We start from the raw sequence: 25,526 nt of genomic DNA, 5'->3' as shown, positions 1-25,526 counted from the left end.
TCCGGGGGAGGGGCCCGTTCGGGGTGGTGCGAGTCAGGCGGTGACGGTCGCGAGGGCGGCCTCGGAGTCGAGGACGCCGGCGACGGCCTGGAGGACGGCGGCGATCTTCATCGAGGCCTGGACGACCTCGCGGTCGACGCCGGCCTTGCGCAGCACGGCCTCGTGGGAGTCGAGGCACTGGCCGCAGCCGTTGATCGCGGAGACCGCGAAGCACCAGAGCTCGAAGTCGACCTTCTCGACGCCCGGAGTGCCGATGATGTTCATCCGCAGACCGGCCCGCATGCTGCTGTACTCCTTGTCGGAGAGCAGGTGCAGCGTCCGGTAGTAGACGTTGTTCATCCCCATGATCGCGGCCGCGCCCTTGGCGGCGTTGTACGCCGCCGGGGAGAGGTTGGCCTTGGCCTCGGGCTCCAGCTCGCGCAGGACGGCGGGGCTGCGGGTGGCCATCGCGCAGGAGAGGACGGTGCCCCACAGCTGCTGGGCGGGGAGGTCGGAGTTGCCGATGACCGAGCCCAGGTTGAGCTTGAGGTCCTTGGCGTAGTCCGGGAGGGCGGACTTCAGGTCGTCGAGGGCCATGGGTCAGCCCGCCAGGAGGGCCTGGGCGTCGAGGGTGTCCTCGCCCTTGTTCCAGTTGCAGGGGCACAGCTCGTCGGTCTGCAGGGCGTCCAGCACCCGCAGGACCTCCTTGGGGTTACGGCCGACGGAGCCGGCGGTCACCATGGCGAACTGGATCTCGTTGTTCGGGTCCACGATGAAGACGGCGCGCTGGGCGGTGCCGTCCGCGTTCTCGACGCCGCAGGCGCGCATCAGGTCGTGCTTGATGTCGGCCAGCATCGGGAACGGCAGGTCGTTGAGGTCCTTGTGGTCCTTGCGCCAGGCGTGGTGCACGAACTCCGAGTCGCCGGAGACGCCGAGGATCTGGGCGTCGCGGTCGGCGAACTCCTCGTTCAGCTTGCCGAACGCGGCGATCTCGGTCGGACACACGAAGGTGAAGTCCATGGGCCAGAAGAAGACGACCTTCCAGCCGTTCTGGTCCTCCGAGGTGTAGTCCTTGAACTCCAGCTTGTCGGCGGACGGGCCTTCCACGCCCTTGAGGTTGTAGGCCGGGAACTGGTCACCGATCGTCAGCACGTTCGCTTCTCCTGTGAGGGGTGGGGAGTTTGTCCGGTTTGCGGAACGGCTTCCACCATTCCACATCGTGGACTGATCAGGGAAATAGCTACACTCGATGTGTCTGATCGGAGAGAGTTATCAACAGCCCCGCACCCCCCTCCCGCCCCGCCCGTCGCAGGGCTCCCGCCCGCAAACCCGACGCGACTGTGGCGAACGCCACCTCGCGCAGCCCCCGCACCCCCACGGTCGCCCAGCTCAGGGCCTTCGTGGCGGTGGCCGAGCACCGGCACTTCCGGGAGGCCGCGGCGGCCACCGGGACGAGCCAGCCGGCGCTCTCCGGGGCGGTCGCGGCGCTGGAGGAGTCGCTGGGCGCGCAGCTCGTCGAGCGTACGACGCGCCGGGTCATGATCACTCCACTGGGGGAGCGCGTGCTGGAGCACTCGCGCCGGGTGCTCGCCTCGCTGCAGGCGCTCACCGAGGAGGTGGAGGCCGCCCGCCGACCGTTCACCGGGCCGCTGCACCTGGGCGTCATCCCGACCGTCGCGCCGTACCTGCTGCCGACGGTGCTGCGGCTGGTCCGCGACCGCTACCCGGACCTGGAGCTGCACGTCCACGAGGAGCGGACGCCCTCGCTGCTGGAGGGGCTGGCCGCCGGGCGGCTGGACCTGCTGCTGCTGGCGCTGCCGGCCGGCGGCAGCGCGCCGACCCGGGACATCCCGCTGTTCGACGAGGACTTCGTCCTGGTCGCCCCGCCCGACCACGAGCTGGCCGGCCGGGTCGACGTGCCGCGCGACGTGCTGCTCGACCTGGACGTGCTGCTGCTGGAGGAGGGCCACTGCCTGCGCGACCAGGCCCTCGACATCTGCCGGGAGGTCGGCGCCGACCCGGCCGGCTCCACCACCCGGGCGGCCGGCCTGTCCACCCTGGTGCAGCTGGTGGCCGGCGGCCTCGGGGTGACCCTGCTCCCCGCCACGGCGCTGGACGTCGAGGCGGGCCGCACCGACCGGCTGGCCGCCGTCCGCTTCGCCGCGCCGGCGCCGGGGCGCCGGATCGGCCTCGCGGCCCGGCCGGGTTCGGCCCGCAGCTCCGAGTACGACCGCTTCGCCGCCACGCTGCGCGAGGTGCTGGCCGAGCTGCCGGTCCGGATCGTCGAGCCGTAGGGCCGGCCGTCAGGCCTGCGCGGGCGCGCCGAGGCAGAGGCCGACCGTGGTGGCGACCAGCAGGTCGAGCGCCCGGCGGGACTCCTCCTCGGGGTCCTCGCCGGCGGCCTTGAGGACCAGGTAGCGGTCGGTCAGCCCGTTGAAGCCGGCCAGGAAGTACACCGAGATCTCCTGCGCGGGCAGCGGCAGCGGCTGCCCGTGGGCGTCGGCGAGGCCGGTGAGGAGTTCGGCGGCGGTGGCCTCGATCTCGTGCTGCACCGCCCGCATGATCTCCTGCAGGTCCGGGTCGCGCAGCGCCAGCGCGGAGAACTCGGTGATCAGCGCGCACTTGCCGCGCTCGCCGACGGCGCTGTCCCACAGGGCGTGGACCATCGTGCGGACCTGCTCGCCGAACGGGCCCTCGGCCGGCGCGGACGCCCGTACCTGGCCGATGAATTCGGCGGTCAGCTGCTCGACGACGGCCCGGTAGAGGTCCTTCTTGGTGCCGAAGGTGTAGTGCACCGTCGCCTGCGCCACGCCCAGCTCGGCCGCGATGGCGCGGGTGCTGCCGGCGGCCACGCCCTCGCGGGCCATCAGGTCGATGGCGGCCTGGATGAGTTGGGGGCGCCGTTCGGCGGCCGGGACATGAGCCATTGGGCCAGGGTATCGCCATGTTCACACAACTGGATCGATCGATTGCATCACACACTCTCGTCGGTCGACTTTGTCACATGAACAAGTTGCGCGTACGGTGGTGCGGACGACTGGGCGACCAGCCCCGACGACCCGACCCGAAGGTGTACGCATGGCCACGTACCTGTACCGCCTGGGCCGCCTCTGCTTCCGCCGCAGGCGTACCGTGCTCGCCGTCTGGCTGGCCCTGCTGATCGCCGTCGGCGGTGCGGCGGCGGCCTTCGGCGGCACGACCTCCGAGGAGTTCAAGGTCCCCGGCACCGAGGCCCAGGCCACCCTGGACCGGATCAAGGGCACCTTCCCCGAACAGGGCCGCGGCTCCGCCCAGGTGGTCTTCGCCACCGAGGCGCCCGGCGGCATCGCCGCCCCCGAGAACGCCAGGGCGGTCGGCGAGGCGGTCGCCCGGATCGCCGCCGTCCCGGGCGTCGCGGGCGTCCCCGACCCGTACACCACCGGCGCGCTCTCCCCGGACGGCAAGGTCGCACTGGGCCTGGTCTCCTTCGACGGCGCGCTCGGCGACATCACCGACCAGCAGCGCGACGCCGTCCGGGCGGCGGCGGACCCGGCCCGCGCGGCCGGGGTCACGGTCGCCTTCGGCGGCGACGCCTACAACGAGATGGCCCAGGTCGACGGCGGCGAGGTGATCGGCCTGATCGTGGCCGGGCTGGTCCTGGTGGTCACCCTGGGCTCGCTGGTCGCGGCCGGGCTCCCGCTGGTCACCGCCCTGATCGGGGTCGGTGTCGCGATGGCCGGGGTGTTCACGGTGGCGGGCTCGTTCGAGATCATCTCCACCGCGCCCGTGCTGGCGCTGATGGTGGGCCTGGCGGTCGGCATCGACTACGCCCTGTTCATCCTCTCCCGGCACCGCCGCCACCTCACCGAGGGGCTGGAGCCGGAGGAGGCCGCGGCCCGCGCCAACGCGACCGCCGGCAGCGCGGTGGTCTTCGCCGGCCTCACCGTCGTCGCCGCGCTGGCCGGCCTGGCCGTCGCCGGGGTGCCGTTCCTGACCGTGATGGGCCTGGCCGCCTCCGGCGCCGTCGTGATCGCGGTGCTCGTCGCGATCACCCTGCTGCCCGCCCTGCTCGGCTTCGCCGGCCGCGGCATCGACCGGCTGCCGGTCTGGCGGCGCGCGCTGCGGACCACCGGGCGCACCACGCTCGGCGAGCGCTGGGCGGGCTTCGTGGTCCGCCGCCCGCTCGCCGTCCTGCTGGCCGGCCTCACCGCGCTGATCGCGCTGGCCGTGCCCGCCGCGAGCCTCACCCTCGGTCTGCCCGGCGGCGGCTCCCAGGCCAAGGGCACCGACGCCCGCACCGCGTACGACCTGGTGGACCACAGCTTCGGCCCCGGCTTCAACGCCCCGCTGGTGGTCGTCGTCGACGCCGCCGGCACCGCGCAGCCGGAGCAGGCCGTGCAGGGCGTGGCGGGCCGGCTCGCCACGCTGCCCGGCGTGCAGACCCTGCTCCCGCCGCAGCTCGACGGGCCGAGCGGCACCGCGCTCGTCCCGGTCATCCCGAAGACCGGCCCGGACCACGCCGACACCCGGCAGCTGGTCACCGACATCCGCGACCAGCGCGACGCGATCCAGGACGGGACGGGCGCGCGGATCGACGTCACCGGCACCACCGCGGCCAACATCGACGTCTCCGCCAAGCTCGCCGACGCGCTGCCGCCGTTCGTCGCGGTGATCGTGGGCATCGCGCTGGTGCTGCTGGCGCTGGCCTTCCGCTCGGTGCTGGTGCCGCTGAAGGCGGTGGCGGGCTTCCTGCTCTCCATCACGGCCTCGCTCGGCGCCGTCGTCGCGGTCTACCAGTGGGGCTGGCTGGACGGCCTGATCGACGTGCCGAAGGTCGGCCCGGTGGTCAGCTTCGTGCCGATCCTGCTGATCGGCGTGCTGTTCGGGCTGGCGATGGACTACGAGCTGTTCCTGGTCTCCGGGATGAAGGAGCACCATGTGCACGGCATGGCGCCGCGCGAGGCGGTGGTGGCCGGGGTGCGCAACGGCGCCCGGGTGGTCACCGCGGCCGCGCTGATCATGATCGCGGTCTTCGGTTCGTTCGTCTTCGGCCACGACCCGATCGTCCAGCCGATCGGCTTCGCCCTCGCGGTGGGCGTGTTCGTGGACGCCTTCGTGGTGCGGATGGCCCTGGTGCCGGCCGCGATGGCGCTGTTCGGCGGGGCCGCCTGGTGGTTCCCGAAGAGCCTGGACAAGGTGGTGCCGCGGGTGGACATGGAGGGCGAGCAGCTGATGGCCCGGCTGGAGCCCGCCGGGAGCGACACCGCGCAGGACGCCAAGGTGTCCGAGCGGGTCTGACGGACCCGGGCCCGACCGAGGGCCGCCCCCGGCGCACCGCGCCCGGGGCGGCCCCGCGCGTCACGGCAGCCGCTGCTCGAACCAGACCACCTTGCCGGTGCCCAGCCGGGTCGCGCCCCAGCGCTCGGCGCACCGGGCCACGATCTGCAGGCCCCGCCCGCGCTCGTCCTCCGGCCCGGTCCGGCGCGGCCGGGGCAGCAGCGGGCTGTCGTCGCCGACCTCGCAGCGCAGCCGGGTGGTGCGGACCAGACTCAGCGTCACCGGGCGGGTGGCGTGCTGGACGGCGTTGGTGACCAGCTCGCTGACCATCAGCTCGGTCGCCTCGGTCAGCTCCTCCAGACCCCAGCGGCGCAGCGTGTGCGCGGCCAGCCGGCGCGCCCGGCCCGGCGTCTCGTGGCGCGGCTGGAGGTACCAGTGCGCGACGTCCCCGGCCGGGATGCCGTCGAAGCAGGCGGCCAGCAGCGCGATGTCGTCGCCCCGGTCGCCGGGCGGCAGGATCCGCAGCGCCTCCTGGCAGAGGTGCTCGGGCGCGTGCCGGTGGGCGCCGGCGAGCCGGGCGCGGAGCAGTTCGAGGCCGTCGCTGAGCGGCCGGTTGCGGGTCTCCACCAGGCCGTCGGTGAACAGCAGCAGGGCCGAGCCGGGCGGCGCGGGCAGTTCGACGGAGGAGAAGTCGACCCCGCCGACGCCGATCGGCGCGCCCGCCTCCAGGTCGAGCAACTCGGCCGCGCCGTCCGGCTGGACGAGCACCGGCGGCACGTGGCCGGCGTTGGCGAGCACCACCCGGTTGGCGATCGGGTCGTAGACGGCGTAGACGCAGGTCGCCAGGTGCTGTTCGCGGCCGAGCCGCTGGGCCTGTTCGTCCAGGTGGTAGAGCACCTCGTGCGGCGGGAGGTCGAGCGCGGCCAGGGTCTGCGCGCTGGTGCGCAGCTGGCCCATGATGGCGGCCGAGGTGAGCGAGTGGCCCATCACGTCGCCGACGATCAGGGCGACCCGGTTGCCGGGCAGCGGGACGGCGTCGTACCAGTCGCCGCCGACCTGGGCGCCGCGCTCGCCGGGCAGGTAGCGCTGGGCGAGCCGGACGCCGTGCGGCTGGGGCAGCCGCAGCGGCAGCATGCTGCGCTGGAGCTCGTTGGCTATCTCCCACTCGCGGGCGTAGCGCAGCGCGGTGTCGACGGCGAGCCCGGCCTGGGTGGCGAGGTGGGCGGCGGTGGCGGTGTCGGTGGCGTCGAAGGAGGGCCGGCCGCTCTTCGCGGGCGGGCGCCGGATCAGCACCAGCAGCCCCAGGACGGTCTTGCGCCCGCGCAGCGGCAGGGCGAGCACCGACGTCCCCGGGCTGAGCCGGGCCAGGCCGCGGGAGCCGTACAGCTCGCGCAGCAGCTCGGTGGTGCGGGCGCGGCCGCCGTCCTCGCCGGTGCCGAGCACGACCGCCTCGGCGGGGCGGCGGCTGAGCAGGGTGTGGGCGAGCGCGCCGCCGCGGGTGACCGGGGTGGCCGGGCCGGGGTCGGCGGTGGAGCGGGCGCCGTAGCGGCTCCCGTAGCGGTCGCGGCGGTCGTCGCCGGCCGGGCGGCCGCGCCGGCCCAGCCGGGTGCCCTGGCTGTGGTGGATCCGGAGCTGTTCGGGGAAGCCGGGCTCGCGCTCGACGTTGGGCAGCGGGTCGCGCAGGTGGACGACGGCGGCGTCGGCGAGGGCGGGGACGAGTACCCGGCCGACGTTGCGCAGGGTGGCGGCCAGGTCGAGCGCGCTGTTGATCCGCCGGGTCGCGGAGTCGAGGTAGGCGAGGCGCTCGGGGACGTGCTCCGGGGGCGACGACGGACGGCGCGGGGTCGGCAGGGCAGGCGGCTCTCCGGCCTCGGGATTGAGCTGGTCGCGCACGGGTGCCTGTCCTGGGGATCGGTACGGTCTGTGGTCTGTCGGGGGACTGCCTGGTCTGCCTGGTCTGCTCGGTCTGCCTGCGGTCCGCGGTCCGGCCGGTCAGCCGACCCGCCGACAACGGAGGAAGAGCTGCTCCTCCGGCGGCAGCGAGGTGCTGGCGGGCGCGTACGGACGCCCCTCCCGCTCCTCGACCGTGAACCCGGCGGCCAGCAGGACCCGTTCGAGATCCTCCCGCAGGTATCCGCTGATCCGCAGCTCCCGGCCGAGGAACGGCAGGGGAACGTGGTCGAGGTCCGCCTCGACCATACCGAGCGCCAGGAGCCCGTCGGGCCGCAGCAGGTCGCGCAGCCGCCCCAGCACGGTGGGGATCTCGTCCTGGGGGAGCAGGATCAGCGAGAAGAAGGCGGTGACCGCGTCGAAGGTGCCGCGCCCGGCGGGGCCGAGCTCCGGCATGTTCCAGGCGGAGCGGGCGCGTTCGGTGGCGAGGTCGTACATGTCCATGCGGTGCAGGACGGGCGGGTGCGGGCCCGGGTGGCGGGCCTGCCGGGCCAGGGTCAGCATGACGTCCGAGAGGTCCACCCCGGTGACCCGCATCCCGGCCGCGGTGAGCTGGCGGACGGTCGGGTCGCCGTTGCCGCAGCCGACGTCCAGCACCGCGGCGCCCGGCTCCAGCGCGGCCAGCAGCCGGCGTCCGCAGGCCAGCTGTCCGTCCTTCGAGGGGAACGCCTCCGCGTAGCCGGTGCCGATGGTGTCGAAGGCCACCGCCTGCAGGGCGCGCGCGGCGCGGCGGCGCAGGACGTCGGACCCGTCGTCGCCACCCGCGTCCTCGTCGACGGGGAACGGATCCGATATCTGTCCGGTCGTCACGATTGAGAGGCACCTTTCCGGCCGGGCCTCCGGTCGGCTGGACGAGGCGCGGGGCCGGACCGCCGTCTGCTCCCGGCGCCGCGCTGCCCCGCCGGCCCGCTGCCGGTGGCGGTACGTCACGCTCCCCGCGTCACAATGACTGCATTGCCACGCTGACTGCACGCTGACACTCTGCACAGACTCTTTGCACAGAGACACTCTGCACCGCGGGAGCGCCGCCGCGCTGCCTTTTCCGGATTGCTTCACCGGAGAAGGGCACCCGTGTGTGTACTGGCATCCGAGAATATGCGCGATCACTCCGCGATGGGGTCCGTTTCCGGCCAACTCGCGGCGGTTGGCCGACATCGCCCCTCCCCGGAAGCGCGGGGCGCGTGCCGGGGCGGTGCGGCCGGGCGCCGCGCACCGTACGGTCGGCCGCCGTACCCGCGCCGACCTGCGGTTTCGTCGGCCGTCGGGTCGGCAAGCAGGCGTTTATTGAACGTCAATCGGGCCGGTGCACAGTGGAGTCCAGCGCCGGGGAAGCGTTGAAGGCGCTCCCGCAGCCGGGGGGCTGCGGGAGCGCCGGACGCTCACGGGGGAAGGCCTCCAGGGGGGACACGGGGGAGCGGAGGCCTTACGGCGCGGGGGGAGAGAGGGGCTCGGTGTGCTGCTGGGAGATGAGGTCCGCCACGGGGGAGGCCTCGGGCACACCGAGCCGCGTGAAGATGGCGTGGGCCTCGCGCAGGCACGCCAGGCCACGTGCGGGCTGGGCGAGGGAGAGCAGAGCCTCGCCCAGCGCCGCGTCGGCCAGGCCCTGGCAGTAGGCGGAGTCCATCTCCAGTCCGATCGCCAGGGACTCCTCCGCCGCCTCGGCGGCCTCGGCCTGCTGGCCGGCGGCGAGCAGCGAGGAGGAGAGCCGGGCGAGCGTGTAGCCCTCGCGCAGCCGGTTCTGCTGCGACCGGTAGAGCCGGTGCGCCTCGCGCAGGTGCTCGGCGGCGGTCGCGGGATCGTCGGCGGAGGAGAGGACCACGCCGAGCTGGTAGAGCGTGTCGGCCAGGCACGGGCCGTTCTTCGAGGCGCGCGCGGTGGCGACCGCCTCGGTGACCGAGCGGACGGCCCGCTCGACCTGTCCGAGCCCGAGCTGGGCCCGGGCGAGGTTGGCGAGCAGCCGCGCCTCGCCGATCGGGGTGCCGACGACGCGGCTGATGACCAGGGCCTGCTCGAAGAACGGCGCCGCCTCGGCCGGGCGGTTGCCCAGGCTGAGGATGATGCCGAGGGTGTTGGCCGCCGCCGACCGCATGACGGTCATGTCCGCCGGGCCCAGCAGGTCCAGGCTCTTGCGCAGCGACTGTTCGGAGCTCTGGAAGTCGCCGGTGACGGACTGCAGGGTGCCGAAGGCGAAGTGCACCCGGGCGAGCGCCGCCGCGTCCCCGTGCTCCTCCGCGCTCCGTTCGGCCGTCTCCAGCATCCGGCGCACCCGGGGCCCGTGCGTCGGGTCCTCCACCAGGCTGTCCAGGATGATCAGCAGGTCGACGGCGGGCCGCAGCAGTCCGCTCGGCCCCTGGACGGCCGCCTCGACCGAGCTGAGCAGCAGGCCGATCTCGGCCCGGATCCACTCCTGCGCGTACTCGCTGGTGATCAGCGGGATGCCGGTGGAGCCCGGCGCGTTCAGCGGCTCGGGCAGCTGGTCGTCGGGCTCGATGGCCTGGGCGGCGTTGCGGACGGTGGCGAGCAGCAGGTCGAGCACCCGCAGGACGGCGGCCTGCTGCTCCTCGACGTCCCCGACCCGCTCGTTCTGCCGCTGCGCGTAGAGCCGGAGCAGGTCGTGGTACCGGTAGCGGCCCGCGGAGAAGGTCTCCAGCATGTTGGCCTCGACGAGCGCCTCGGCAAGGTCCTCGGCCTCGGTCTCGTCCACCCCGAGCAGCGCCGACACCGCCGGCAGCGGCAGGTCCGGCGAGTCGACCACCGAGAGCAGCCGGAAGGCGCGGGCCTCGGCGGGGGAGAGCTGGCCGTAGCCGAGCCCGATGGTGGTCTCCACGGCGAGGTTGCCGAGCTGGAGCTCGTCCAGGCGCCGGCGCTGATCGGCTAAGCGGCGGGCGAGGTCCGAGACGCTCCACCGCGGACGGCTGGCGAGCCGGGCCGCGGCGATCCGGACGGCGAGCGGCAGGAAGCCGCAGGCGGTCACCACCGCCATGGCCGCCTCCGGTTCGGCGGCGACGCGCTGCTCGCCGACGATCGCGGAGAACAGCGCCAGCGCCTCCTCCGGCGTCAGCTCCTCGACGTCCACCAGGTGCGCGCCGGGGATGCCGGCCAGCCGGGAGCGGCTGGTGGCGAGCACCGCGCAGCTGGAGACCCCCGGGATCAGCGGCCGGATCTGCTCGGCGTCCTGGGCGTTGTCGAGCAGGATCAGCATCCGCCGGCTGGCGAGCAGCGAGCGGTAGAGGGCGGCGCGCTGCTCCAGCGAGTCCGGGTTCTCGGTGACGCCCAGGGAGTGCAGGAAGTCGCCGAGCACCACCGCCGGGTCGGAGGGCGAGGCGCCCGCGCCGCGCAGGTCGACGTAGAGCTGCCCGTCCGGGAACTCCGCGCGCACCCGGTGGGCGACGTGCACCGCGAGCGTGGTCTTCCCGACGCCGCCGATGCCGGCCAGCGAGGTGACCACGACGGCCTGGCCGGTGGCGTTCATCAGCACGGCCGACAGATCGGCCACCATCTCCGAGCGGCCGCTGAAGTCCGACACGTCGGCGGGCAGTTGGGCCGGGGCCGGCGGGGCGGCGGGGCCCTCCTCGCGGGCGGCGGCGGGCGCCGCGGGCGCGGCGGGAAGGGTCAGCGCGGGGTCCGCGGCGAGGATCCGGGAGTGCATGGCGGAGAGTCCGGCCCCCGGTTCGACGCCCAGCTCGTCGATCAGCAGCTTGCGGGTGTCGGTGTAGACGCCGAGCGCCTCGGCCTGCCGGCCGCAGCGGTACAGCGCGAGCATCAGCAGCTCGCGCAGCCGCTCGCGCAGCGGGTGCTCGGCGGTGAGCGAGTTCAACTCGCCGACGACCTCGGCGTGCAGGCCGATGTCGAGGGCGAGCGCGCACCGCTCCTCGGCGACCGAGACCTGCCGCTCGCCCAGCCGCAGCCGCTGGGCGTCCGCGTACGGGCCGGGGACGCCGGTGAGCGGGCGGCCGGCGAACAGGGCGAGCGAGCGGACCAGCAGCCGGTGGGCGTTGTCGAGGTCCCCGGCGTTGCGGGCGGTCGCGGCCTCGGCGGAGAGGTGCTCGAAGACCGTCATGTCGAGGGCCTCGCCCGGGATGTGCAGGGCGTAGCCGTCGGCGACGGAGACGAGGAACTCGGCGGGCCGCCGCACCTCGCGGCGGGGCTCGATGACCGAGCGCAGCCGGGAGACGTAGGTGCGCAGCGCCGCGACGGCCTGGGCGGGCGGCCGGTCGCCCCAGAGGCCGTCGACGAGGTCCTGGGTGGTCACCGGGCGTCCGGCGTGCAGCAGAAGCATCGTCAGGACGGCCTGCTGCTGCGGTGAACCGAGGGCGAGCTGCCTGCCGTCGAGCCAGGCCTGGACCGGACCGAGTACCTGGAAGCGCAGCGCCGGTGCAGGCGGCGTTTCCCGCAACTCCATGTGGTCCCCCGATGGCCTGGTGTCGATTTCCCGGTAGGGCGCTCGGCGGTTCCGCCCTTGTGGTGGCCTCAGCTTAGGCGGGGGGCCGACTCTGCCGGACGGCACGGTCAGCCGCACGATGTTTATCGGACATTTAATCAACCCTACGATACTGAGCCCGCGCTCGCGCCGATCCGGTGGGGCGGAAGACAGTTCGATGACCGAAAGGCGGCCGACGCATGGCCAACGACCAGAGTGAATCCCCCGTGGCGACGGTGCCGGCCGGCGAGGCCGTCGCCGCGCAGGCCGGCGAGGTCGTCGAGGGCGCGGTCACCGCGACCTCGGCCCCGGCCGAGTACGCCGAGCCCTCCGCCGACCGCAAGGCCGACCTGGAGGACGACTTCTTCGGCGACGAGGCCCAGTACATCGCGGAGACCGAGACGGCGGGCGACGGCGAGGCGGCCACCGAGCGCGAGCCGCAGGGCATCATCGCCAGCCACCCGTAAGCGCACCGGCAGTTCCTGGGGGGAACGCTTGAACACGCTCCGTCGCCTCGCGGTCGTCGCCGTCTCGACGATCGTGGTGACCACCGGCTACCTCGTGACGGCCACCGGCGCCTCCGCCGGCATCATCGCCGGTCACCCGTAGCCCACACATCGCCCGAGTGCCCCGCACCCCGCCGTCCCGGCGGTGCGGGGCACTCGCACGTCCGGCGGAGGGTCCGGTGGCCGGAATCCGCCGGTGGGGTTGCCCGGAGGCGCGGGCGTCAGGCCGCGTGGGCGGGGGCGGCGGTCGCGGGGCCGGCGCGTCCGGCGGGCCCGTCGCGCCCCGCCGGATCGGTGTCGGCGCCCCCGCCGCCGGCCGGGGCCGCGGGGGCGACGTGCTCGGGGCGGGCGGTCCACTCGCAGCCGCCCTCGGGCGGCCGGAGGTAGTGCTCCCCACCGATGGTGTCCATGTAGATGCCGGTGCGTCCGGTCCTGGTGTCGAGGACGGATTCCCCCACGCGCGGCCGGTAGGCCGCGGCGGCGCGCTTCCGAATGCTCACCGCGCTGCTCCTTGCTGCTCGGGCGCGGCGACGGTGGTGGCCGGCCCTGGTCGCTGTCGTGGCTTGGCTTGGTTCGGCTCTGCTCGGCGACTACCCAGCATCTCTAGAGAAGCTAATATCTCTAGAGATGTCAACGGTCGAACCGGTCCTATCGGCTGACCGCAGACCGAAGGCGCGCCTACCATTTCTGGCGGAGGACGAGGGAGAAGGCGATGGTCGGCAGCAGTGGCGGCGAGAAGCAGCCCAAGTACCAACGGATCGCCGACACGCTGAAGGCGGCCATCGACGCCGGCGAGTACCGCCCGGGCGACCGGCTCCCCGGCGAGAACGACCTGATGGACGCGTACGGCGTGGCCCGGATGACCGCCCGCCAGGCGCTCGGCGTCCTGCAGAGCGAGGGCATCGCCGAGGCCCGCCGCGGGGCGGGCGTCTTCGTCCGGGACTTCCGGCCGCTGCGCCGGCGCGGGATCCAGCGGCTCGCCCAGGGGCAGTGGGGCTCCGGCCGCTCGATATGGTCGGCCGACATCGACAGCCGCAGCCTCGTCGTCGACCAGGTCTCGGTCACCGAGCAGGGCGCACCGGAGCACGTGGCCCGGGTGCTCGGCGTCGACCCGGGCGAGCCGATGTGCGTGCGGCACCGGCGCTTCGTGCTGGACGGCAAGCCGGTCCTGCTCTCGACCTCCTACCTACCGGCGGGCCTGGTCGCGGGCACCGCGATCACCCGCGAGGACACCGGCCCGGGCGGCACCTACGCCCGGCTGGCCGAGATCGGCGCCAAGCCGGTGCACTTCCGCGAGGAGGTCCGCTCCCGCATGCCGAACGCCGAGGAGACGGCCCGCCTGGGGCTCTCCGCCGGCACCCCCGTCATCCTCATCTGCCGCACCGCCTTCGCCGACGAGGGCCAGGTCGTCGAGCTGAACGAGATGACCCTCGACGCGGCCTCCTACGTCCTTGAGTACGACTTCGACGCCTGACCGCCGCCGCCCGCCTCACTGGTAGTGGTAGCGGGCCTTCAGGATCTTCACTTCCTTCTCGTCGGCGCGGTAGACGAGGCGGTGCTCGTCGTCGATCCGGCGCGACCAGTAGCCGGCGAGGTCGCCCTTCAGGGTTCCGGCTTGCCGGTCCCGCTGAACGGGTCGCCGGCCTTGTCGCGGGCGATGGCCGCCATGCGGCGCTGGGCGTTCGCGGGGGAGCGCAGCAGGTAGATCGTCTCCTGCCAGGAGTCGTAGTCCTCGGCGGACATCAGGACGGCGTCGCCGGAACGCGAGGCCGAATCGCCGGCCGGAGACGCCACCGCCCCGGGCGCGGGGCGCGGCCGGGGCGGTGGCGGAAGCGGGGGAGCGCTACTCCTTGGAGCGGACCCGGAGGTTGGTGATGAGCGGGCCCTCGGTGGTCTCGCGGAAGAAGTCGTTGCCCTTGTCGTCGACGACGACGAAGGCCGGGAAGTCCTCGACCTCGATGCGCCAGACGGCCTCCATGCCGAGCTCGGCGTACTCCAGGACCTCGACCTTCTTGATGCAGTCCTGGGCGAGGCGGGCGGCGGGGCCGCCGATGGAGCCGAGGTAGAAGCCGCCGTGCTGGGCGCAGGCGTCGGTGACCTGCTTGGAGCGGTTGCCCTTGGCGAGCATGACCATCGAGCCGCCGGCGGCCTGGAACTGGTCGACGTAGGAGTCCATCCGGCCGGCGGTGGTCGGGCCGAAGGAGCCGGACGCGTAGCCCTCGGGGGTCTTGGCCGGGCCGGCGTAGTAGACCGGGTGGTCCTGCAGGTACTTGGGCATGCCCTCGCCGGCGTCCAGGCGCTCCTTGATCTTGGCGTGCGCGATGTCGCGGGCGACGACCAGGGTGCCGGTGAGCGAGAGGCGGGTCTTCACCGGGTACTTGGAGAGCTCGGCGCGGATCGCGGCCATCGGCTGGTCGAGGTCGATGCGCACGACGTCGTCGTCGAGGTGTTCGTCGGTGGTGTCCGGCAGGTACTTCGCCGGGTCGGTCTCCAGCTGCTCCAGGAAGACGCCCTCGGCGGTGATCTTGCCGAGCGCCTGGCGGTCCGCCGAGCAGGAGACGGCCATCGCGACGGGCAGCGAGGCGCCGTGGCGCGGCAGGCGGACGACCCGCACGTCGTGGCAGAAGTACTTGCCGCCGAACTGGGCGCCGATGCCGATCTTCTGGGTCAGCTCGGTGACCTTGGCCTCCAGCTCCAGGTCGCGGAAGCCGTGGCCGGTCTTCGCGTCGCCGGAGGTCGGCAGGTTGTCCAGGTAGTGCGCGGAGGCGTACTTGGCGGTCTTCAGCGCGAACTCGGCGCTGGTGCCGCCGATCACGATCGCCAGGTGGTACGGCGGGCAGGCCGCGGTGCCCAGCGAGCGGATCTTCTGCTCCAGGAACGAGAGCATGCCGGCCTCGTTCAGGATCGCCTTGGTCTCCTGGTACAGGTACGACTTGTTGGCCGAGCCGCCGCCCTTGGCCATGAAGAGGAACTTGTAGGCGTCGCCGTCGGTCGCGTACAGCTCGATCTGCGCCGGCAGGTTGTTGCCGGTGTTCTTCTCGTCCCACATGGTGACCGGGGCCATCTGGGAGTAGCGCAGGTTCAGCTTGGTGTACGCGTCGTAGACGCCGCGCGCGACGGCGGCCTCGTCGCCGCCCGCGGTGAGCACGTTCTGGCCGCGCTTGCCCATGACGATGGCGGTGCCGGTGTCCTGGCACATCGGCAGGATGCCGCCGGCCGAGATGTTGACGTTCTTCAGCAGGTCCAGCGCGACGAAGCGGTCGTTCGGGCTGGCCTCCGGGTCGTCCAGGATGCGGCGCAGCTGGGCGAGGTGGGCCGGGCGCAGGTAGTGCGAGATGTCGTGCATCGCCTCGGCGGTGAGCAGCCGCAGGGCCTCGGGCTCGACCTGGAGGAAGGTGCGTCCGCCGGCCTCGAAGGTGGAGACGCCTTCGGAGGTGAGCTTGCGGTAGGGGGTCGGGTCAGCGCCCAGGGGGAGCAGGTCGCTGTACTCGAAGTCCGGCGTGGGAGCCATGGGGGCGGTCCTTAGGTGTCCAGTGTTGCCGGTGTTCCGGCTGCGTCGGCGAAGCACCCTGGAGGGGCGAAACCACCCTCAAGGGTAGGACCCGCCGATATCCCGCACGCGGGAAGGTCCGCCTGCGTGACCAGGGTCACCCGGGGGTGGGTCCGGGGCGGGCCCGTTGACTAGGCTTGCCCCCGTGGACAACTCGCCGTCGAAGGACCCGCAGGACCAGCAGATGGACGATCAGGGGCAGGGGCCCGTACCGATGACCAAGCCCGCGGCGACGCCGCCCGCGCGGCCCGCGCACGCCCCGGTGGCGCAGGCCGAGATGCGGGCCTCGGACGCGGACCGCGAACGGGTGGCCGAGCTGCTGCGCGACGCCTACGCCGAGGGGCGGCTGGACGTCGACGAGCACGCCGAGCGGATCGAGGCGGCCTACGGCGCCAAGACCCTGGGCGACCTCGTGCCGCTGACCCGGGACCTCCCGGCGCACCGCGAGATCTCCTTCGAGAAGCCGCCGCTGGGTGCCCCGGAGCCGGCCGCCGGTTCGCGGCCGCAGGGCCCGGTGCGGCTGCCGGCCCGCAACGAGGCGCCGACCATGCTGGCGGTCTTCGGCGGCTCGTCCCGCAAGGGGCGGTGGCGGGTGGGGTCCAACCTGCGGGCCGTGGCGATCTTCGGCGGGGTCGAGATCGACCTCACCGACGCCGTGTTCGAGTCGCCCGAGGTGGTGATCGACGTGGTCGCGATCTTCGGCGGGGTGGAGATCAAGGTGCCGGAGAACGTCAGCCTGCACGGCGGCGGCGTCGGCATCTTCGGCGGTTTCGACGTCAAGGAGCAGACCGCGGCGGACCCGTACGCGCCGGTGGTGCGGGTGAAGGGCACCGCGGTGTTCGGCGGGTGCGAGGCCAAGCCGCGCCGGGGCAAGAAGCTCAAGGAGTGGGTGCGCAAGCAGCTCGGCGCCGACTGATCCGGGTACGGACGGCGGGTCCGGTGCCCGGTTCGGGGCAACTCCCGACCGGGCACTCGCCGTTGCGGCGGGTGCAGGCTGTAGTCGGTTGCGTGCAGTGTGCATGAATCGCGCGGGCGTGGGGTAGTTCCTCTGGCACATCGCTTCTTGTACGGCTGCGTAGCGGAGGCGGCCTGAGGCCGGCCCGGGGGTGCGAACGGGGGCCCGCAGCTGGGCAGGGGAGCGAGCTTCCCCGTGTCCGAGAGCCTCGTCAGGAGTACGGCCGTGCTGCATCCGATCGAGTCCCGCACCACCTCGTCCGCCGACCCTGCGCCGGCCGCCCCGTCGCCGGTCGCGCGGCCGTCGGCCGCCGCCTCGCCGGTGGTCGCGGCCCAGTTGCTGGACCGGCCCCCGGCTCCCCAGCCGGCGGGCGAGGACAACCCGTGGCACACCGCCGCGGCCTGTCGGCGGGACGAGGTGGGCCTGTTCTTCGCGCCGTCCAAGGAACCGACCGCGGCCCGGCTGTCGCGTGAGGAGCAGGCGAAGCAGGTGTGTGCCAGGTGCCCGGTGCTGCTGGACTGCCGGGAGCACGCGCTGGCGCAGCCGGAGCCGTACGGGGTCTGGGGCGGGTTGACGGCGGCCGAGCGCCGGGTGGTGCTGGCGCGGCGTCGGCGCCGGGACGCCGAGCTGCGCGAGGCGGCCCGGGTCCCGGGGGCGCGCGGCCGGATCGCGGGCTGATCCCCGGGGCGGGCGCGGGCGCCGGGTGGCGCCGGACGGCAGCCCGCGTCCCGGCGAAGGGGGATTTCGCCGGGACGCGGGCCGCTTCGTGCTGCCGGGGTCAGTTGGCGCGGTCGAAGTCGATCGCGCTGTAGGCCCGCAGCTTGGACAGCTTGTGGGTGGAGTCGATCTCCCGGATGGTGCCGCTCTTGGAGCGCATCACCAGCGAGCTGGTGGTGGCGGTCTCCTGGCGGTAGTGCACGCCGCGCAGCAGCTCGCCGTCGGTGATGCCGGTGGCGACGAAGAACACGTTCTCGCCGCTGACCAGGTCGTCGGTGGAGAGCACCCGGTCGAGGTCGTGCCCGGCGTCCAGGGCCTTCTGGCGCTCGGCCTCGTCCTTGGGCCAGAGCCGGCCCTGGATCACGCCGCCCATGCACTTCATCGCGCAGGCGGCGATGATGCCCTCGGGGGTGCCGCCGATGCCCATCAGCAGGTCGACGCCGGTGCCCTCGCGGGCGGCCATGATGGCGCCGGCGACATCGCCGTCGGAGATGTACTTGATCCGGGCGCCGGCCTCGCGGATCTCCCGGACCAGGCCCTCGTGGCGGGGGCGGTCGAGGACGACGACGGTGACGTCCTCGACGGCGATGCCCTTGGCCTTGGCGACCCGGCGGATGTTGACGGCCGGCGGCGCGGTGATGTCGACGAAGTCGGCGGCCTCCGGGCCGGTGACCAGCTTGTCCATGTAGAAGACCGCGCTCGGGTCGAACATGGTGCCGCGGTCGGCGACGGCCAGGACGGCGACCGCGTTGTTCATGCCCTTGGCGGTGAGGGTGGTGCCGTCGACCGGGTCCACCGCGACGTCGCACTCGGCGCCGGTGCCGTCGCCGACCCGCTCGCCGTTGTAGAGCATCGGTGCCTCGTCCTTCTCGCCCTCGCCGATGACGACGATGCCGTTCATCGAGACGGTGGAGACGAGGGTGCGCATGGCCCGGACGGCCGCGCCGTCGGCGCCGTTCTTGTCGCCACGGCCGACCCAGCGGCCGGCGGCGAGCGCCGCGGCCTCGGTGACCCGGACGAGTTCGAGCGCGAGGTTCCGGTCGGGAGCCTCCGGCGCGACCTCCAGGGCGCTGGGCAAGTGGTGCGGGTACTGCGTGGTCATCGTCGTTACCTCTCTGTACGCGACGGCCAGTGAGCGCCCGACTACTGCCAGGTCGAACGCCGTGGTGAGGGTGTTGCGATCGTATCTGCCCCCGGGACGGGTGTCTGTGGCGCGGTCCCCCGCCGAGGGTGGGACGGGCGGGATCCGCCCCCCTTCACCCGGACGTGGAGACCCCGGGTGCGGGGGCGGGCGTCGGCATGGGTCACCATGTGGGGGTGGCTGGAGAGAGCAAGGGCATGAGGGGCCGGCAGACCGTACGGGACATGATCCTGTCGATGCTGGCCGTCGGCGTCGTGGTGTGGGTCGGGTACCTGTTCCTGCCGCACGACGCGGACGGTGACGGGGTCCGCACGGTCGAGTACTCGGTGGCCGCGGCCTCGGCGAAGCGCGCCGCGCCGTATCCGCTGCTCTCCCCCGAGGGCCTGCCCGCGCAGTGGCGGGCCACCTCGGTGACGTACAACCCGGCGTCGCTGGGCGGTGGCAGGGGCAACGCCTGGCACCTCGGCTTCGTCACCCCCGCCGGGCAGTACGCGGCCCTGGAGCAGAGCGACGCCAAGCCCGAGGACCTGGTCAGGGCCGCGGTGGCGGACGGCAAGCCGGACGGCACCGTCGAGGTCGCCGGGCAGACCTGGGAGAAGGTGCAGGGCCCCAAGGCGCGGGCGCTCACCGTGCAGTCCGGCGGCGCGACGACCCTGCTGACCGGCACCGCCTCCTACGAGGAGCTGGCCGAGCTGGCGCGGGCGCTGAAGTAGTCCGGTTTCCGCCCCGGGAGCGGAGCTCTCCGCTCCCGGGGCCGGGCCGGCCGGGCGGCGCCCGCCGGCGGAGGACGAACGCGAAGGGCCCCGCACACGGTGTGTGCGGGGCCCTCGCGGTGTCCGTCGGCCGTCAGGCTCAGACGGTGGTGACGACCTCGTCGTAGGCGAGGCGCGGGGAGCGCGGGTACCAGGCGTTCTCGCCCGGCTTGCCGATGTTCACCACGGCCAGCACCGAGTGCTCGCCGTCGGCGAAGAACTCCTTGTTGATGCCCTCGGCGTCGTAGCCGGTCATCGGGCCGGCGGCCAGGCCGGCGGCGCGGACGCCGATGATGAAGTAGCCGGCCTGCAGGGCGCCGTTCATCGCGGCCGAGGTCTCGCGGACCGGGCGCTCGGTGAAGTAGTCCTTGGCACCGGGGAAGTGCGGGAAGACGGTCGGCAGCTCCTCGTGGAACTCGTTGTCCACGGCCAGGATGGCGGTCAGCGGGGCGGTGGTGGTCTTGGCCTTGTTGCCCTCGCCGAGGTGCTGGACGAGGCGCTCGCGGGCCTCGGCCGAGCGGACCAGGACGACGCGCAGCGGCTGCTGGTTCATCGCCGTCGGGCCGAACTTGACCAGCTCGTAGATGGCCTGGACCTGCTCGTCGGAGACCGGCTCGTCGGTGAAGGTGTTGGCGGTGCGGGCCTCGCGGAACAGCAGGTCCTGGGCGGCGGTGTCGAGAACCAGGGCGTCGGTGGTCATTGTGTGCACCTCGGGGAGGAAGAAACGGTGGAGAACAGCTGTTGCTGGTGACCGGTGGTGGCCGATCATTGAGTCCCAACATAAATGAAGATTCAACTGTTCCGCTCCCGAGTGTGACCTGCGTCACCTCGGCCCGGCGCCCCGGATCACCCCTGCGGAGGGGCCCCCTCCTCGGCCGCCAGCGCGGCGTCCAGCCGGGCCCGCGCGCCGTCCAGCCAGCGCTGGCAGACCTTCGCCAGCTGCTCGCCGCGCTCCCACAGCGCCAGCGACTCCTCCAGCGAGGTGCCGCCGTTCTCCAGCTGCCGGACCACCTCCAGCAGCGCGTCCCGCGCGTGCTCGTAGCCCAGCGCGTCGTCCGCGGTCGGGGTCTGCGCGGTGGTCGCCGCCGGGTCCTGCTCCTGATCTGCCATGCCAGCCAGCGTAGGGGCCCGCACCGACAGCACGGACCGCCCCGCCCGCCGCTCAGCCGGCCTGCCGACCGCCCGCCACCGTGACGTCGAAGCCGCCGCCCGCCACCCGGGCGTGCAGTTCCTCGCCCGCCGCGGCCTGCGCCGGATCGGTCACCACCGTGCCGTCGCCCCGCTGCAGCACCGCGTAGCCGCGCTCCAGGGTGGCCGCCGGGGAGAGCGCCACCACCCGGGCCAGGGTGTGCCCGAGGTCGCTCTGCGCGTGGTCCAGCCGGTGGCGCAGCGTGCGCCGGGCCCGCTCCAGCAGCCCGTCCACCTCCTGCCCGCGCCCGTCCAGCATCCGCTGCGGCGCGGCCAGCACCGGGCGGCTGCGCACGCCGTCCAGCCCGTGCTGCTCGCGCTCCACCTGGGCCAGTACGTGCCGCCGGGCCCGGTCGCGCAGCTGGCGGATCTTGGCCAGCTCCTCGCCGACGTCCGGAACCACCCGTTTGGCGGCGTCGGTCGGCGTGGAGGCGCGCAGGTCGGCGACGAAGTCCAGCAGCGGCTGGTCCGGCTCGTGCCCGATCGCGCTCACCACCGGCGTCCGGGCGGCCGCGACCAGCCGCACCAGGCCCTCGTCGGAGAACGGCAGCAGGTCCTCGACGCTGCCGCCGCCCCGGGCCACGACGATCACGTCCACCTCGGGGTGCTCGTCCAGCTCCCGGACGGCCTCGCTCACCCGCTCCACCGCGCTGACGCCCTGCACCGGCACGTTGCGGACCTCGAAGCGGACGGCCGGCCAGCGCCGCCGGGCGTTCTCCAGGACGTCCCGCTCGGCCGCCGAACCCCGGCCGGTGACCAGCCCGACGCACTGCGGCAGGAACGGCAGCGGCTTCTTGCGCTCCGCGGCGAACAGGCCCTCGCCGGCCAGCCGCCGCTTCAGCTGCTCCAGCCGGGCCAGCAGCTCGCCCAGCCCGACCAGCCGGATCTCGGAGGCCCGCAGCGAGAGCTGGCCGCGCGCCGCGTACCACTCGGGCTTGGCGTGCACGATCACCCGCGAGCCCTCCTGCACCGCGTCCGCGACCTGGTCGAAGACGGAGCGGAAGCACGTCACGGTCAGCGAGACGTCGGCCTGCGGGTCGCGCAGCGTCAGGAACACCACCCCCGCGCCCGGCCGCCGGCTGAGCTGGGTGATCTGCCCCTCCACCCAGACCGCGCCGAGCCGGTCGACCCAGCCCCCGATCAGCGCGGAGACCTTGCCGACCGGGAGCGGCGCTTCGGGGGAGCTGGGGTTGGCCATGGGTACGAGGCTAGCGGCGTCCGCCGACAGCGGAAGCCCGCCGGCCGAGCAGCACCAGCAGCCCGACGGCCAGCCAGACCAGCCCCACCACCTGCGCGGCGCCCGAGGCCTCGGCCACCACCGCGCCGATCACCGCCACGCCCAGCACCGGCACCACCACGTCCGCCCAGCGGTTCCGGGAGCGGTGCCGCACCGCGTACCAGCCCACCACCGAGGCGTGCAGCAGGGTGAACGCGGTGAGCGCGCCGATGTTCACCACCGAGGTCAGCCGGTCCAGGCCGTCGTCCCGGTCCGCCGCCCAGACGGCCGCGGCCAGGGTGATCGCCGCCGACACCAGCAGCGCCCGGCGGGGCACCGCCGAGCCCGGGTCGACGGCGCCCAGGAAGCGCGGCAGCCGCCCGTCCCGGCCCATCGCGAACAGCAGCCGCCCGGCCGCCGCCTGCCCGGCCAGCGCCGCGAACGCCGCGCCGATCGCCTTGCTGGACGCGACCAGCACGTGCAGCCAGTGCCCGACCGAGCCCTCCACCGTGTCGTAGAACGCCGACCCCTGCGCCGCCGGGTCCGCCGCCAGCTGCTGCGGGGCGAGCGGCTCCAGCAGCGCCGCCAGGTAGGTCTGCGCCACGAACAGCGCGCCGGACAGCACCAGGCACCACAGCACCGCCCGGGCCACCGCCGCCGAGGCGCCGACCGCCTCCTCCACGAAGGTCGCGATCGCGTCGAAGCCCAGGTAGGACAGCACCGCCACGGAGACCGCCGAGAGCACCGCCGTCGTCGAGAAGCCGCCGACCGCCGTGAACGGGCTCGCCCAGTCGCGCTGCGCGCCGTCCCGGGCCAGCACCACCACCGCCGCGACCACGAACACCGCCAGCACCGCGAGCTCCATCGCCAGCACCGCGAAGCCGACCACGGCCGCCGTCCGCACCCCGGCCAGGTTCAGCCCGGTGGTCAGCACCACCGCGAGCGCCGTCCACACCCAGCGCGAGACGTCCGGCACCAGCGAGTTGAGCGCGATGCCGCTGAACAGGTACGCGACCGCCGGGATCAGCAGGTAGTCGAGCATCGCCATCCAGCCGGCGACGAAGCCGGCCCCGTCGCCCAGCCCGGCCCGCGCGTAGGCGTACACCGAACCGGTCTGCGGCACCGCCCGCACCATCCGGGCGTACGAGACGGCGGTGAACCCCATCGCCACGGTGGCCACCAGGTAGACCGCGGCGACCGCCCCGTGGCTCTTGGCGTCGAGCACCCCGAACACCCCCACCGGGGCCATCGGGGCGATGAACAGCAGCCCGTACACCACCAGGTCGCGCACACCCAGGGTGCGCCGCAGCCCACCGTGCGACCCGTCCGGCACCGCGGGGCCGTCCGGCCCGACTCGCTCGCTCATAGCTTCCACATTTGAGCACCCGCGACCGCTTCCGACGGGAACGCGGCTCCCGTCGGCGCGGCCGCGTCCCGCCCGTACGATGGAGCCATGTCCTCCAACACCGCGCAGCGCCGTGTCCTGCTCGCCGCCCCCCGGGGCTACTGCGCGGGCGTCGACCGCGCCGTGATCGCCGTGGAGAAGGCCCTGGAGCAGTACGGGGCCCCCATCTACGTCCGCAAGCAGATCGTCCACAACAAGTACGTGGTGCAGACCCTGGAGAAGAAGGGCGCGATCTTCGTCGACGAGACGGAGGAGGTGCCCGAGGGCTCGATCGTGGTCTTCTCGGCCCACGGCGTGGCGCCCTCGGTGCACGACGAGGCCCGGGCCGGCAAGCTCGCCACCGTCGACGCCACCTGCCCGCTGGTGACCAAGGTCCACAAGGAGGCCGTGCGCTTCGCCGACGAGGACTACGACATCCTGCTGGTCGGCCACGAGGGCCACGAGGAGGTCATCGGCACGATGGGCGAGGCCCCGGACCGGATCCACCTGGTGGACGGCGCCGAGGACGTCGCCAACGTGCGGGTCCGCGACGAGTCCAAGGTCGTCTGGCTCTCCCAGACCACGCTCTCGGTGGACGAGACCATGGCCACCGTCGGCGAGCTGAAGAAGCGCTTCCCGCTGCTGGTCAGCCCGCCCAGCGACGACATCTGCTACGCCACCCAGAACCGCCAGGTCGCGGTCAAGCAGATGGCCCCGGAGACCGACCTGCTGATCGTGGTCGGCTCGAAGAACTCCTCCAACTCGGTGCGCCTGGTCGAGGTCGGCCTGGAGTACGGCGCCAAGGCCGCCCACCTGGTGGACTTCGCCGAGGAGATCCGCGAGGAGTGGCTGGAGGGCGTCAACACGGTCGGCCTGACCAGCGGCGCCTCGGTGCCGGAGATCCTGGTCGAGGGCGTGCTGGAGTGGCTGGCCGCGCGCGGCTACGACGAGGTCTCCACCGTCAAGACCGCCGAGGAGCACCTCGTCTTCTCGCTGCCCAAGGAGCTCCGCCGCGACCTGCGCGCCGAGGCCGCGGGCAAGCTGTAGGACGTCCCGCCGGGCGCTCCGGCGGACGTTCCGGCGCAGGACCCGGTGGCCCGTTCGGGTGCCGGGTCCTCCGCTGTGCGGGGCCAGGCGGGTTCTCGTAGGTTTTGTGCACGGGCAGGTCCTGTGCACAGGCCTGTGGACAACTTCGGCGGAGGGCGGTCGTCATGACGGCGGTATTCGGTGTGGACATCGGCGGGTCGGGCATCAAGGGCGCCCCCGTCGACCTCGCCCGGGGCGTGCTCGCCCAGGAGCGGCACAAGGTCCTCACCCCGCAGCCCTCCACCCCGGAGGCCGTGGTCGCCGCCGTCCGCGAGGTGGTCCGCCACTTCGGCCACCAGGGCCCGGTGGGCCTGACCTTCCCCGGCGTGGTCGTCGACGGCCGCACCGTGACCGCCGCCAACGTGGACAAGGGCTGGATCGGCCTGGACGCCGCCGGCCTGTTCCGCGAGGCGCTCGACCTGCCGGCCGTGGTGCTCAACGACGCCGACGCGGCCGGCCTCGCCGAGACCGCCCACGGCGCCGGCCGCGGGCAGGCGGGCGTGGTCCTCGTCCTCACCTTCGGCACCGGCATCGGCAGCGCCCTGTTCGTGGACGGCGTCCTGGTGCCCAACACCGAGCTCGGCCACCTGGAGCTGCGCGGCAAGGACGCCGAACGGCGGGCCTCCTCGGCGGCGAAGGAGCGGCACGGGCTGAACTGGGCGCAGTGGGCCGGCCGGGTGGACGAGTACCTGGACCTGGTGGAGATGCTGTTCTCGCCGCAGCTGATCGTGATCGGCGGCGGGGTGAGCCGCAAGCACGAGAAGTTCATGCCGCTGCTGCGCGAACGCGGCGCGCGGATCGTCCCGGCGGAGCTGCGCAACGACGCCGGCATCGTCGGCGCGGCCATGGCGGCGGCCCGCGCCACCGCCTGACCCCCCGGTCCGACCGGTCCGCCCCCGGCCGCTCAGCGCGCGCGGTGGATGCGGCGCTGGGCGACGAACCGGGCCAGCGCGATCACGGCGGCCAGCCCGGTACCGGTGAACAGCCAGCCGGAACGGGTGGCCAGGTTCGTCGCCAGCGCCACCACCTGCGCGGTCACCCCGGTGGAGGTGACCGGCCCGAACAGCAGCAGCGCCACGGCGAAGGCGATCGGCCCGCTGATCGGCGCGGCCAGCAGGTCGGCGTACCGGACCCGGACCGCCAGCTGGAAGCAGACCAGCAGGTAGCCGATGCCGAACAGCACCCCGAGCCCGCCGAAGGCCAGCCGGTCCAGGCCGGCCACCGCCACCGTCGCCACCAGGGCGACCACCCCGGTGCCGACCGCGGTCAGCCGGGCCGGCCGGCCGGTGCGCCGGCGCCCGTACAGCCGCCCGGCGATCCGGGGCCGTTCCGGGGGACCGGACACGGGGCGTAGCCGGGAGCCCGGGCCGCCGGCCCGCGCCCCGGCCCTGCCCGGAGCCTTCCCGGCGGTCCTGCCCCGGGCCCT

23 protein-coding genes and 1 pseudogene are annotated in these 25,526 nt (G+C 73.8%); 9 read left to right on the top strand and 15 right to left on the bottom strand.

Annotation, left to right across the window (positions count from 1 at the left end; all coding sequences use genetic code 11):
• Positions 1–33 precede the first annotated feature (33 nt).
• Entirely contained in the window at positions 34–576 is a 543-nt protein-coding gene (locus ACFC0B_RS30780; RefSeq protein WP_376093106.1) for an alkyl hydroperoxide reductase, read from the bottom strand.
• Positions 577–579: 3 nt separating this feature from the next.
• Positions 580–1,131, bottom strand: coding sequence for a peroxiredoxin (locus ACFC0B_RS30775; protein ID WP_376093103.1), 552 nt, complete (start codon positions 1,129–1,131; stop codon positions 580–582).
• A gap of 188 nt (positions 1,132–1,319) precedes the next feature.
• Here ACFC0B_RS30775 and ACFC0B_RS30770 point away from each other — a divergent pair, with 188 nt between their 5' ends.
• On the top strand, positions 1,320–2,273 hold the full coding sequence (locus tag ACFC0B_RS30770) for a LysR substrate-binding domain-containing protein (protein WP_376093100.1): 954 nt from the start codon (positions 1,320–1,322) through the stop codon (positions 2,271–2,273).
• A 9-nt stretch (positions 2,274–2,282) separates the two neighbouring features.
• On the opposite strand, the gene ACFC0B_RS30765 is transcribed toward ACFC0B_RS30770, so the two are convergent.
• Positions 2,283–2,906 (bottom strand): TetR/AcrR family transcriptional regulator, encoded by a 624-nt coding sequence (locus ACFC0B_RS30765; protein ID WP_376093097.1) that lies wholly within the window; start codon positions 2,904–2,906, stop codon positions 2,283–2,285.
• 151 nt (positions 2,907–3,057) lie between these two features.
• Here ACFC0B_RS30765 and ACFC0B_RS30760 point away from each other — a divergent pair, with 151 nt between their 5' ends.
• Positions 3,058–5,256, top strand: coding sequence for an MMPL family transporter (locus ACFC0B_RS30760; protein ID WP_376093094.1), 2,199 nt, complete (start codon positions 3,058–3,060; stop codon positions 5,254–5,256).
• A gap of 60 nt (positions 5,257–5,316) precedes the next feature.
• Here ACFC0B_RS30760 and ACFC0B_RS30755 read toward each other — a convergent pair whose 3' ends face one another.
• The 3 genes from ACFC0B_RS30755 to ACFC0B_RS30745 form a co-directional block, all read right to left on the bottom strand.
• On the bottom strand, positions 5,317–7,128 hold the full coding sequence (locus tag ACFC0B_RS30755) for a SpoIIE family protein phosphatase (protein ID WP_376093091.1): 1,812 nt from the start codon (positions 7,126–7,128) through the stop codon (positions 5,317–5,319).
• 99 nt (positions 7,129–7,227) lie between these two features.
• The gene (locus tag ACFC0B_RS30750) at positions 7,228–7,923 is read right to left on the bottom strand and encodes a class I SAM-dependent methyltransferase (protein WP_376093290.1); all 696 of its coding nucleotides are present in this window, start codon (positions 7,921–7,923) and stop codon (positions 7,228–7,230) included.
• A 685-nt stretch (positions 7,924–8,608) separates the two neighbouring features.
• Positions 8,609–11,587 carry a BTAD domain-containing putative transcriptional regulator gene (locus ACFC0B_RS30745; protein ID WP_376093088.1) on the bottom strand — a complete coding sequence of 993 codons (2,979 nt, stop codon included), beginning with the start codon at positions 11,585–11,587 and terminating at the stop codon, positions 8,609–8,611.
• Positions 11,588–11,805: 218 nt separating this feature from the next.
• Between ACFC0B_RS30745 and ACFC0B_RS30740 the strand changes: the two genes are divergently transcribed.
• A complete protein-coding gene (locus tag ACFC0B_RS30740) occupies positions 11,806–12,072 on the top strand; it encodes a hypothetical protein (RefSeq protein ID WP_376093085.1) in 267 nt (88 codons plus the stop codon).
• A gap of 260 nt (positions 12,073–12,332) precedes the next feature.
• On the opposite strand, the gene ACFC0B_RS30735 is transcribed toward ACFC0B_RS30740, so the two are convergent.
• Entirely contained in the window at positions 12,333–12,611 is a 279-nt protein-coding gene (locus ACFC0B_RS30735; RefSeq protein ID WP_376093082.1) for a hypothetical protein, read from the bottom strand.
• Positions 12,612–12,823: 212 nt separating this feature from the next.
• Here ACFC0B_RS30735 and ACFC0B_RS30730 point away from each other — a divergent pair, with 212 nt between their 5' ends.
• Entirely contained in the window at positions 12,824–13,585 is a 762-nt protein-coding gene (locus tag ACFC0B_RS30730) for a GntR family transcriptional regulator (RefSeq protein WP_376093079.1), read from the top strand.
• A 15-nt stretch (positions 13,586–13,600) separates the two neighbouring features.
• Here ACFC0B_RS30730 and ACFC0B_RS30725 read toward each other — a convergent pair.
• Both ACFC0B_RS30725 and ACFC0B_RS30720 read right to left on the bottom strand, forming a co-directional pair.
• Positions 13,601–13,812 (bottom strand): annotated as a pseudogene (locus ACFC0B_RS30725) (Txe/YoeB family addiction module toxin).
• A gap of 142 nt (positions 13,813–13,954) precedes the next feature.
• A complete protein-coding gene (locus tag ACFC0B_RS30720) occupies positions 13,955–15,622 on the bottom strand; it encodes a fumarate hydratase (RefSeq protein WP_376093076.1) in 1,668 nt (555 codons plus the stop codon).
• Positions 15,623–15,845: 223 nt separating this feature from the next.
• On the opposite strand from ACFC0B_RS30720, the gene ACFC0B_RS30715 reads away from it, so the two are divergent.
• Entirely contained in the window at positions 15,846–16,577 is a 732-nt protein-coding gene (locus ACFC0B_RS30715) for a DUF1707 domain-containing protein (RefSeq protein WP_376093287.1), read from the top strand.
• Positions 16,578–16,937: 360 nt separating this feature from the next.
• Positions 16,938–17,294: a WhiB family transcriptional regulator gene (locus tag ACFC0B_RS30710; protein ID WP_376093284.1), complete on the top strand. Its 357-nt coding sequence runs from the start codon at positions 16,938–16,940 to the stop codon at positions 17,292–17,294.
• A gap of 100 nt (positions 17,295–17,394) precedes the next feature.
• Here ACFC0B_RS30710 and glpX read toward each other — a convergent pair whose 3' ends face one another.
• Positions 17,395–18,435 carry a class II fructose-bisphosphatase gene (glpX, locus tag ACFC0B_RS30705; RefSeq protein WP_376093073.1) on the bottom strand — a complete coding sequence of 347 codons (1,041 nt, stop codon included), beginning with the start codon at positions 18,433–18,435 and terminating at the stop codon, positions 17,395–17,397.
• A gap of 215 nt (positions 18,436–18,650) precedes the next feature.
• Here glpX and ACFC0B_RS30700 point away from each other — a divergent pair, with 215 nt between their 5' ends.
• Positions 18,651–19,187, top strand: coding sequence for a DUF4245 domain-containing protein (locus ACFC0B_RS30700; protein ID WP_376093070.1), 537 nt, complete (start codon positions 18,651–18,653; stop codon positions 19,185–19,187).
• Positions 19,188–19,326: 139 nt separating this feature from the next.
• On the opposite strand, the gene ACFC0B_RS30695 is transcribed toward ACFC0B_RS30700, so the two are convergent.
• The 4 genes from ACFC0B_RS30695 to ACFC0B_RS30680 form a co-directional block, all read right to left on the bottom strand.
• Positions 19,327–19,926: a malonic semialdehyde reductase gene (locus ACFC0B_RS30695; RefSeq protein WP_376093067.1), complete on the bottom strand. Its 600-nt coding sequence runs from the start codon at positions 19,924–19,926 to the stop codon at positions 19,327–19,329.
• 146 nt (positions 19,927–20,072) lie between these two features.
• Positions 20,073–20,336: an exodeoxyribonuclease VII small subunit gene (locus tag ACFC0B_RS30690; RefSeq protein WP_376093064.1), complete on the bottom strand. Its 264-nt coding sequence runs from the start codon at positions 20,334–20,336 to the stop codon at positions 20,073–20,075.
• Between the two features lie 52 nt (positions 20,337–20,388).
• Entirely contained in the window at positions 20,389–21,612 is a 1,224-nt protein-coding gene (xseA, locus tag ACFC0B_RS30685; RefSeq protein WP_376093061.1) for an exodeoxyribonuclease VII large subunit, read from the bottom strand.
• 10 nt (positions 21,613–21,622) lie between these two features.
• Positions 21,623–22,996: an APC family permease gene (locus ACFC0B_RS30680; RefSeq protein ID WP_376093058.1), complete on the bottom strand. Its 1,374-nt coding sequence runs from the start codon at positions 22,994–22,996 to the stop codon at positions 21,623–21,625.
• 87 nt (positions 22,997–23,083) lie between these two features.
• Here ACFC0B_RS30680 and ACFC0B_RS30675 point away from each other — a divergent pair, with 87 nt between their 5' ends.
• Together ACFC0B_RS30675 and ppgK are read left to right on the top strand one after the other, a co-directional pair.
• Positions 23,084–24,061, top strand: coding sequence for a 4-hydroxy-3-methylbut-2-enyl diphosphate reductase (locus tag ACFC0B_RS30675; RefSeq protein ID WP_376093055.1), 978 nt, complete (start codon positions 23,084–23,086; stop codon positions 24,059–24,061).
• A gap of 164 nt (positions 24,062–24,225) precedes the next feature.
• Positions 24,226–24,972 carry a polyphosphate--glucose phosphotransferase gene (gene ppgK, locus ACFC0B_RS30670; protein WP_376093052.1) on the top strand — a complete coding sequence of 249 codons (747 nt, stop codon included), beginning with the start codon at positions 24,226–24,228 and terminating at the stop codon, positions 24,970–24,972.
• Positions 24,973–25,004: 32 nt separating this feature from the next.
• Here the strand turns inward: ppgK and ACFC0B_RS30665 are convergent, their stop codons facing one another.
• Complete coding sequence (locus ACFC0B_RS30665; RefSeq protein WP_376093049.1) at positions 25,005–25,445, bottom strand: DUF6542 domain-containing protein; 441 nt, start codon at positions 25,443–25,445, stop codon at positions 25,005–25,007.
• Between the last annotated feature and the right edge of the window lie 81 nt (positions 25,446–25,526).

This window comes from Kitasatospora sp. NPDC056184, from assembly GCF_042268405.1.
GTDB lineage: Bacteria > Actinomycetota > Actinomycetes > Streptomycetales > Streptomycetaceae > Kitasatospora.
This window is presented reverse-complemented; position numbering and strand designations above follow the sequence as displayed.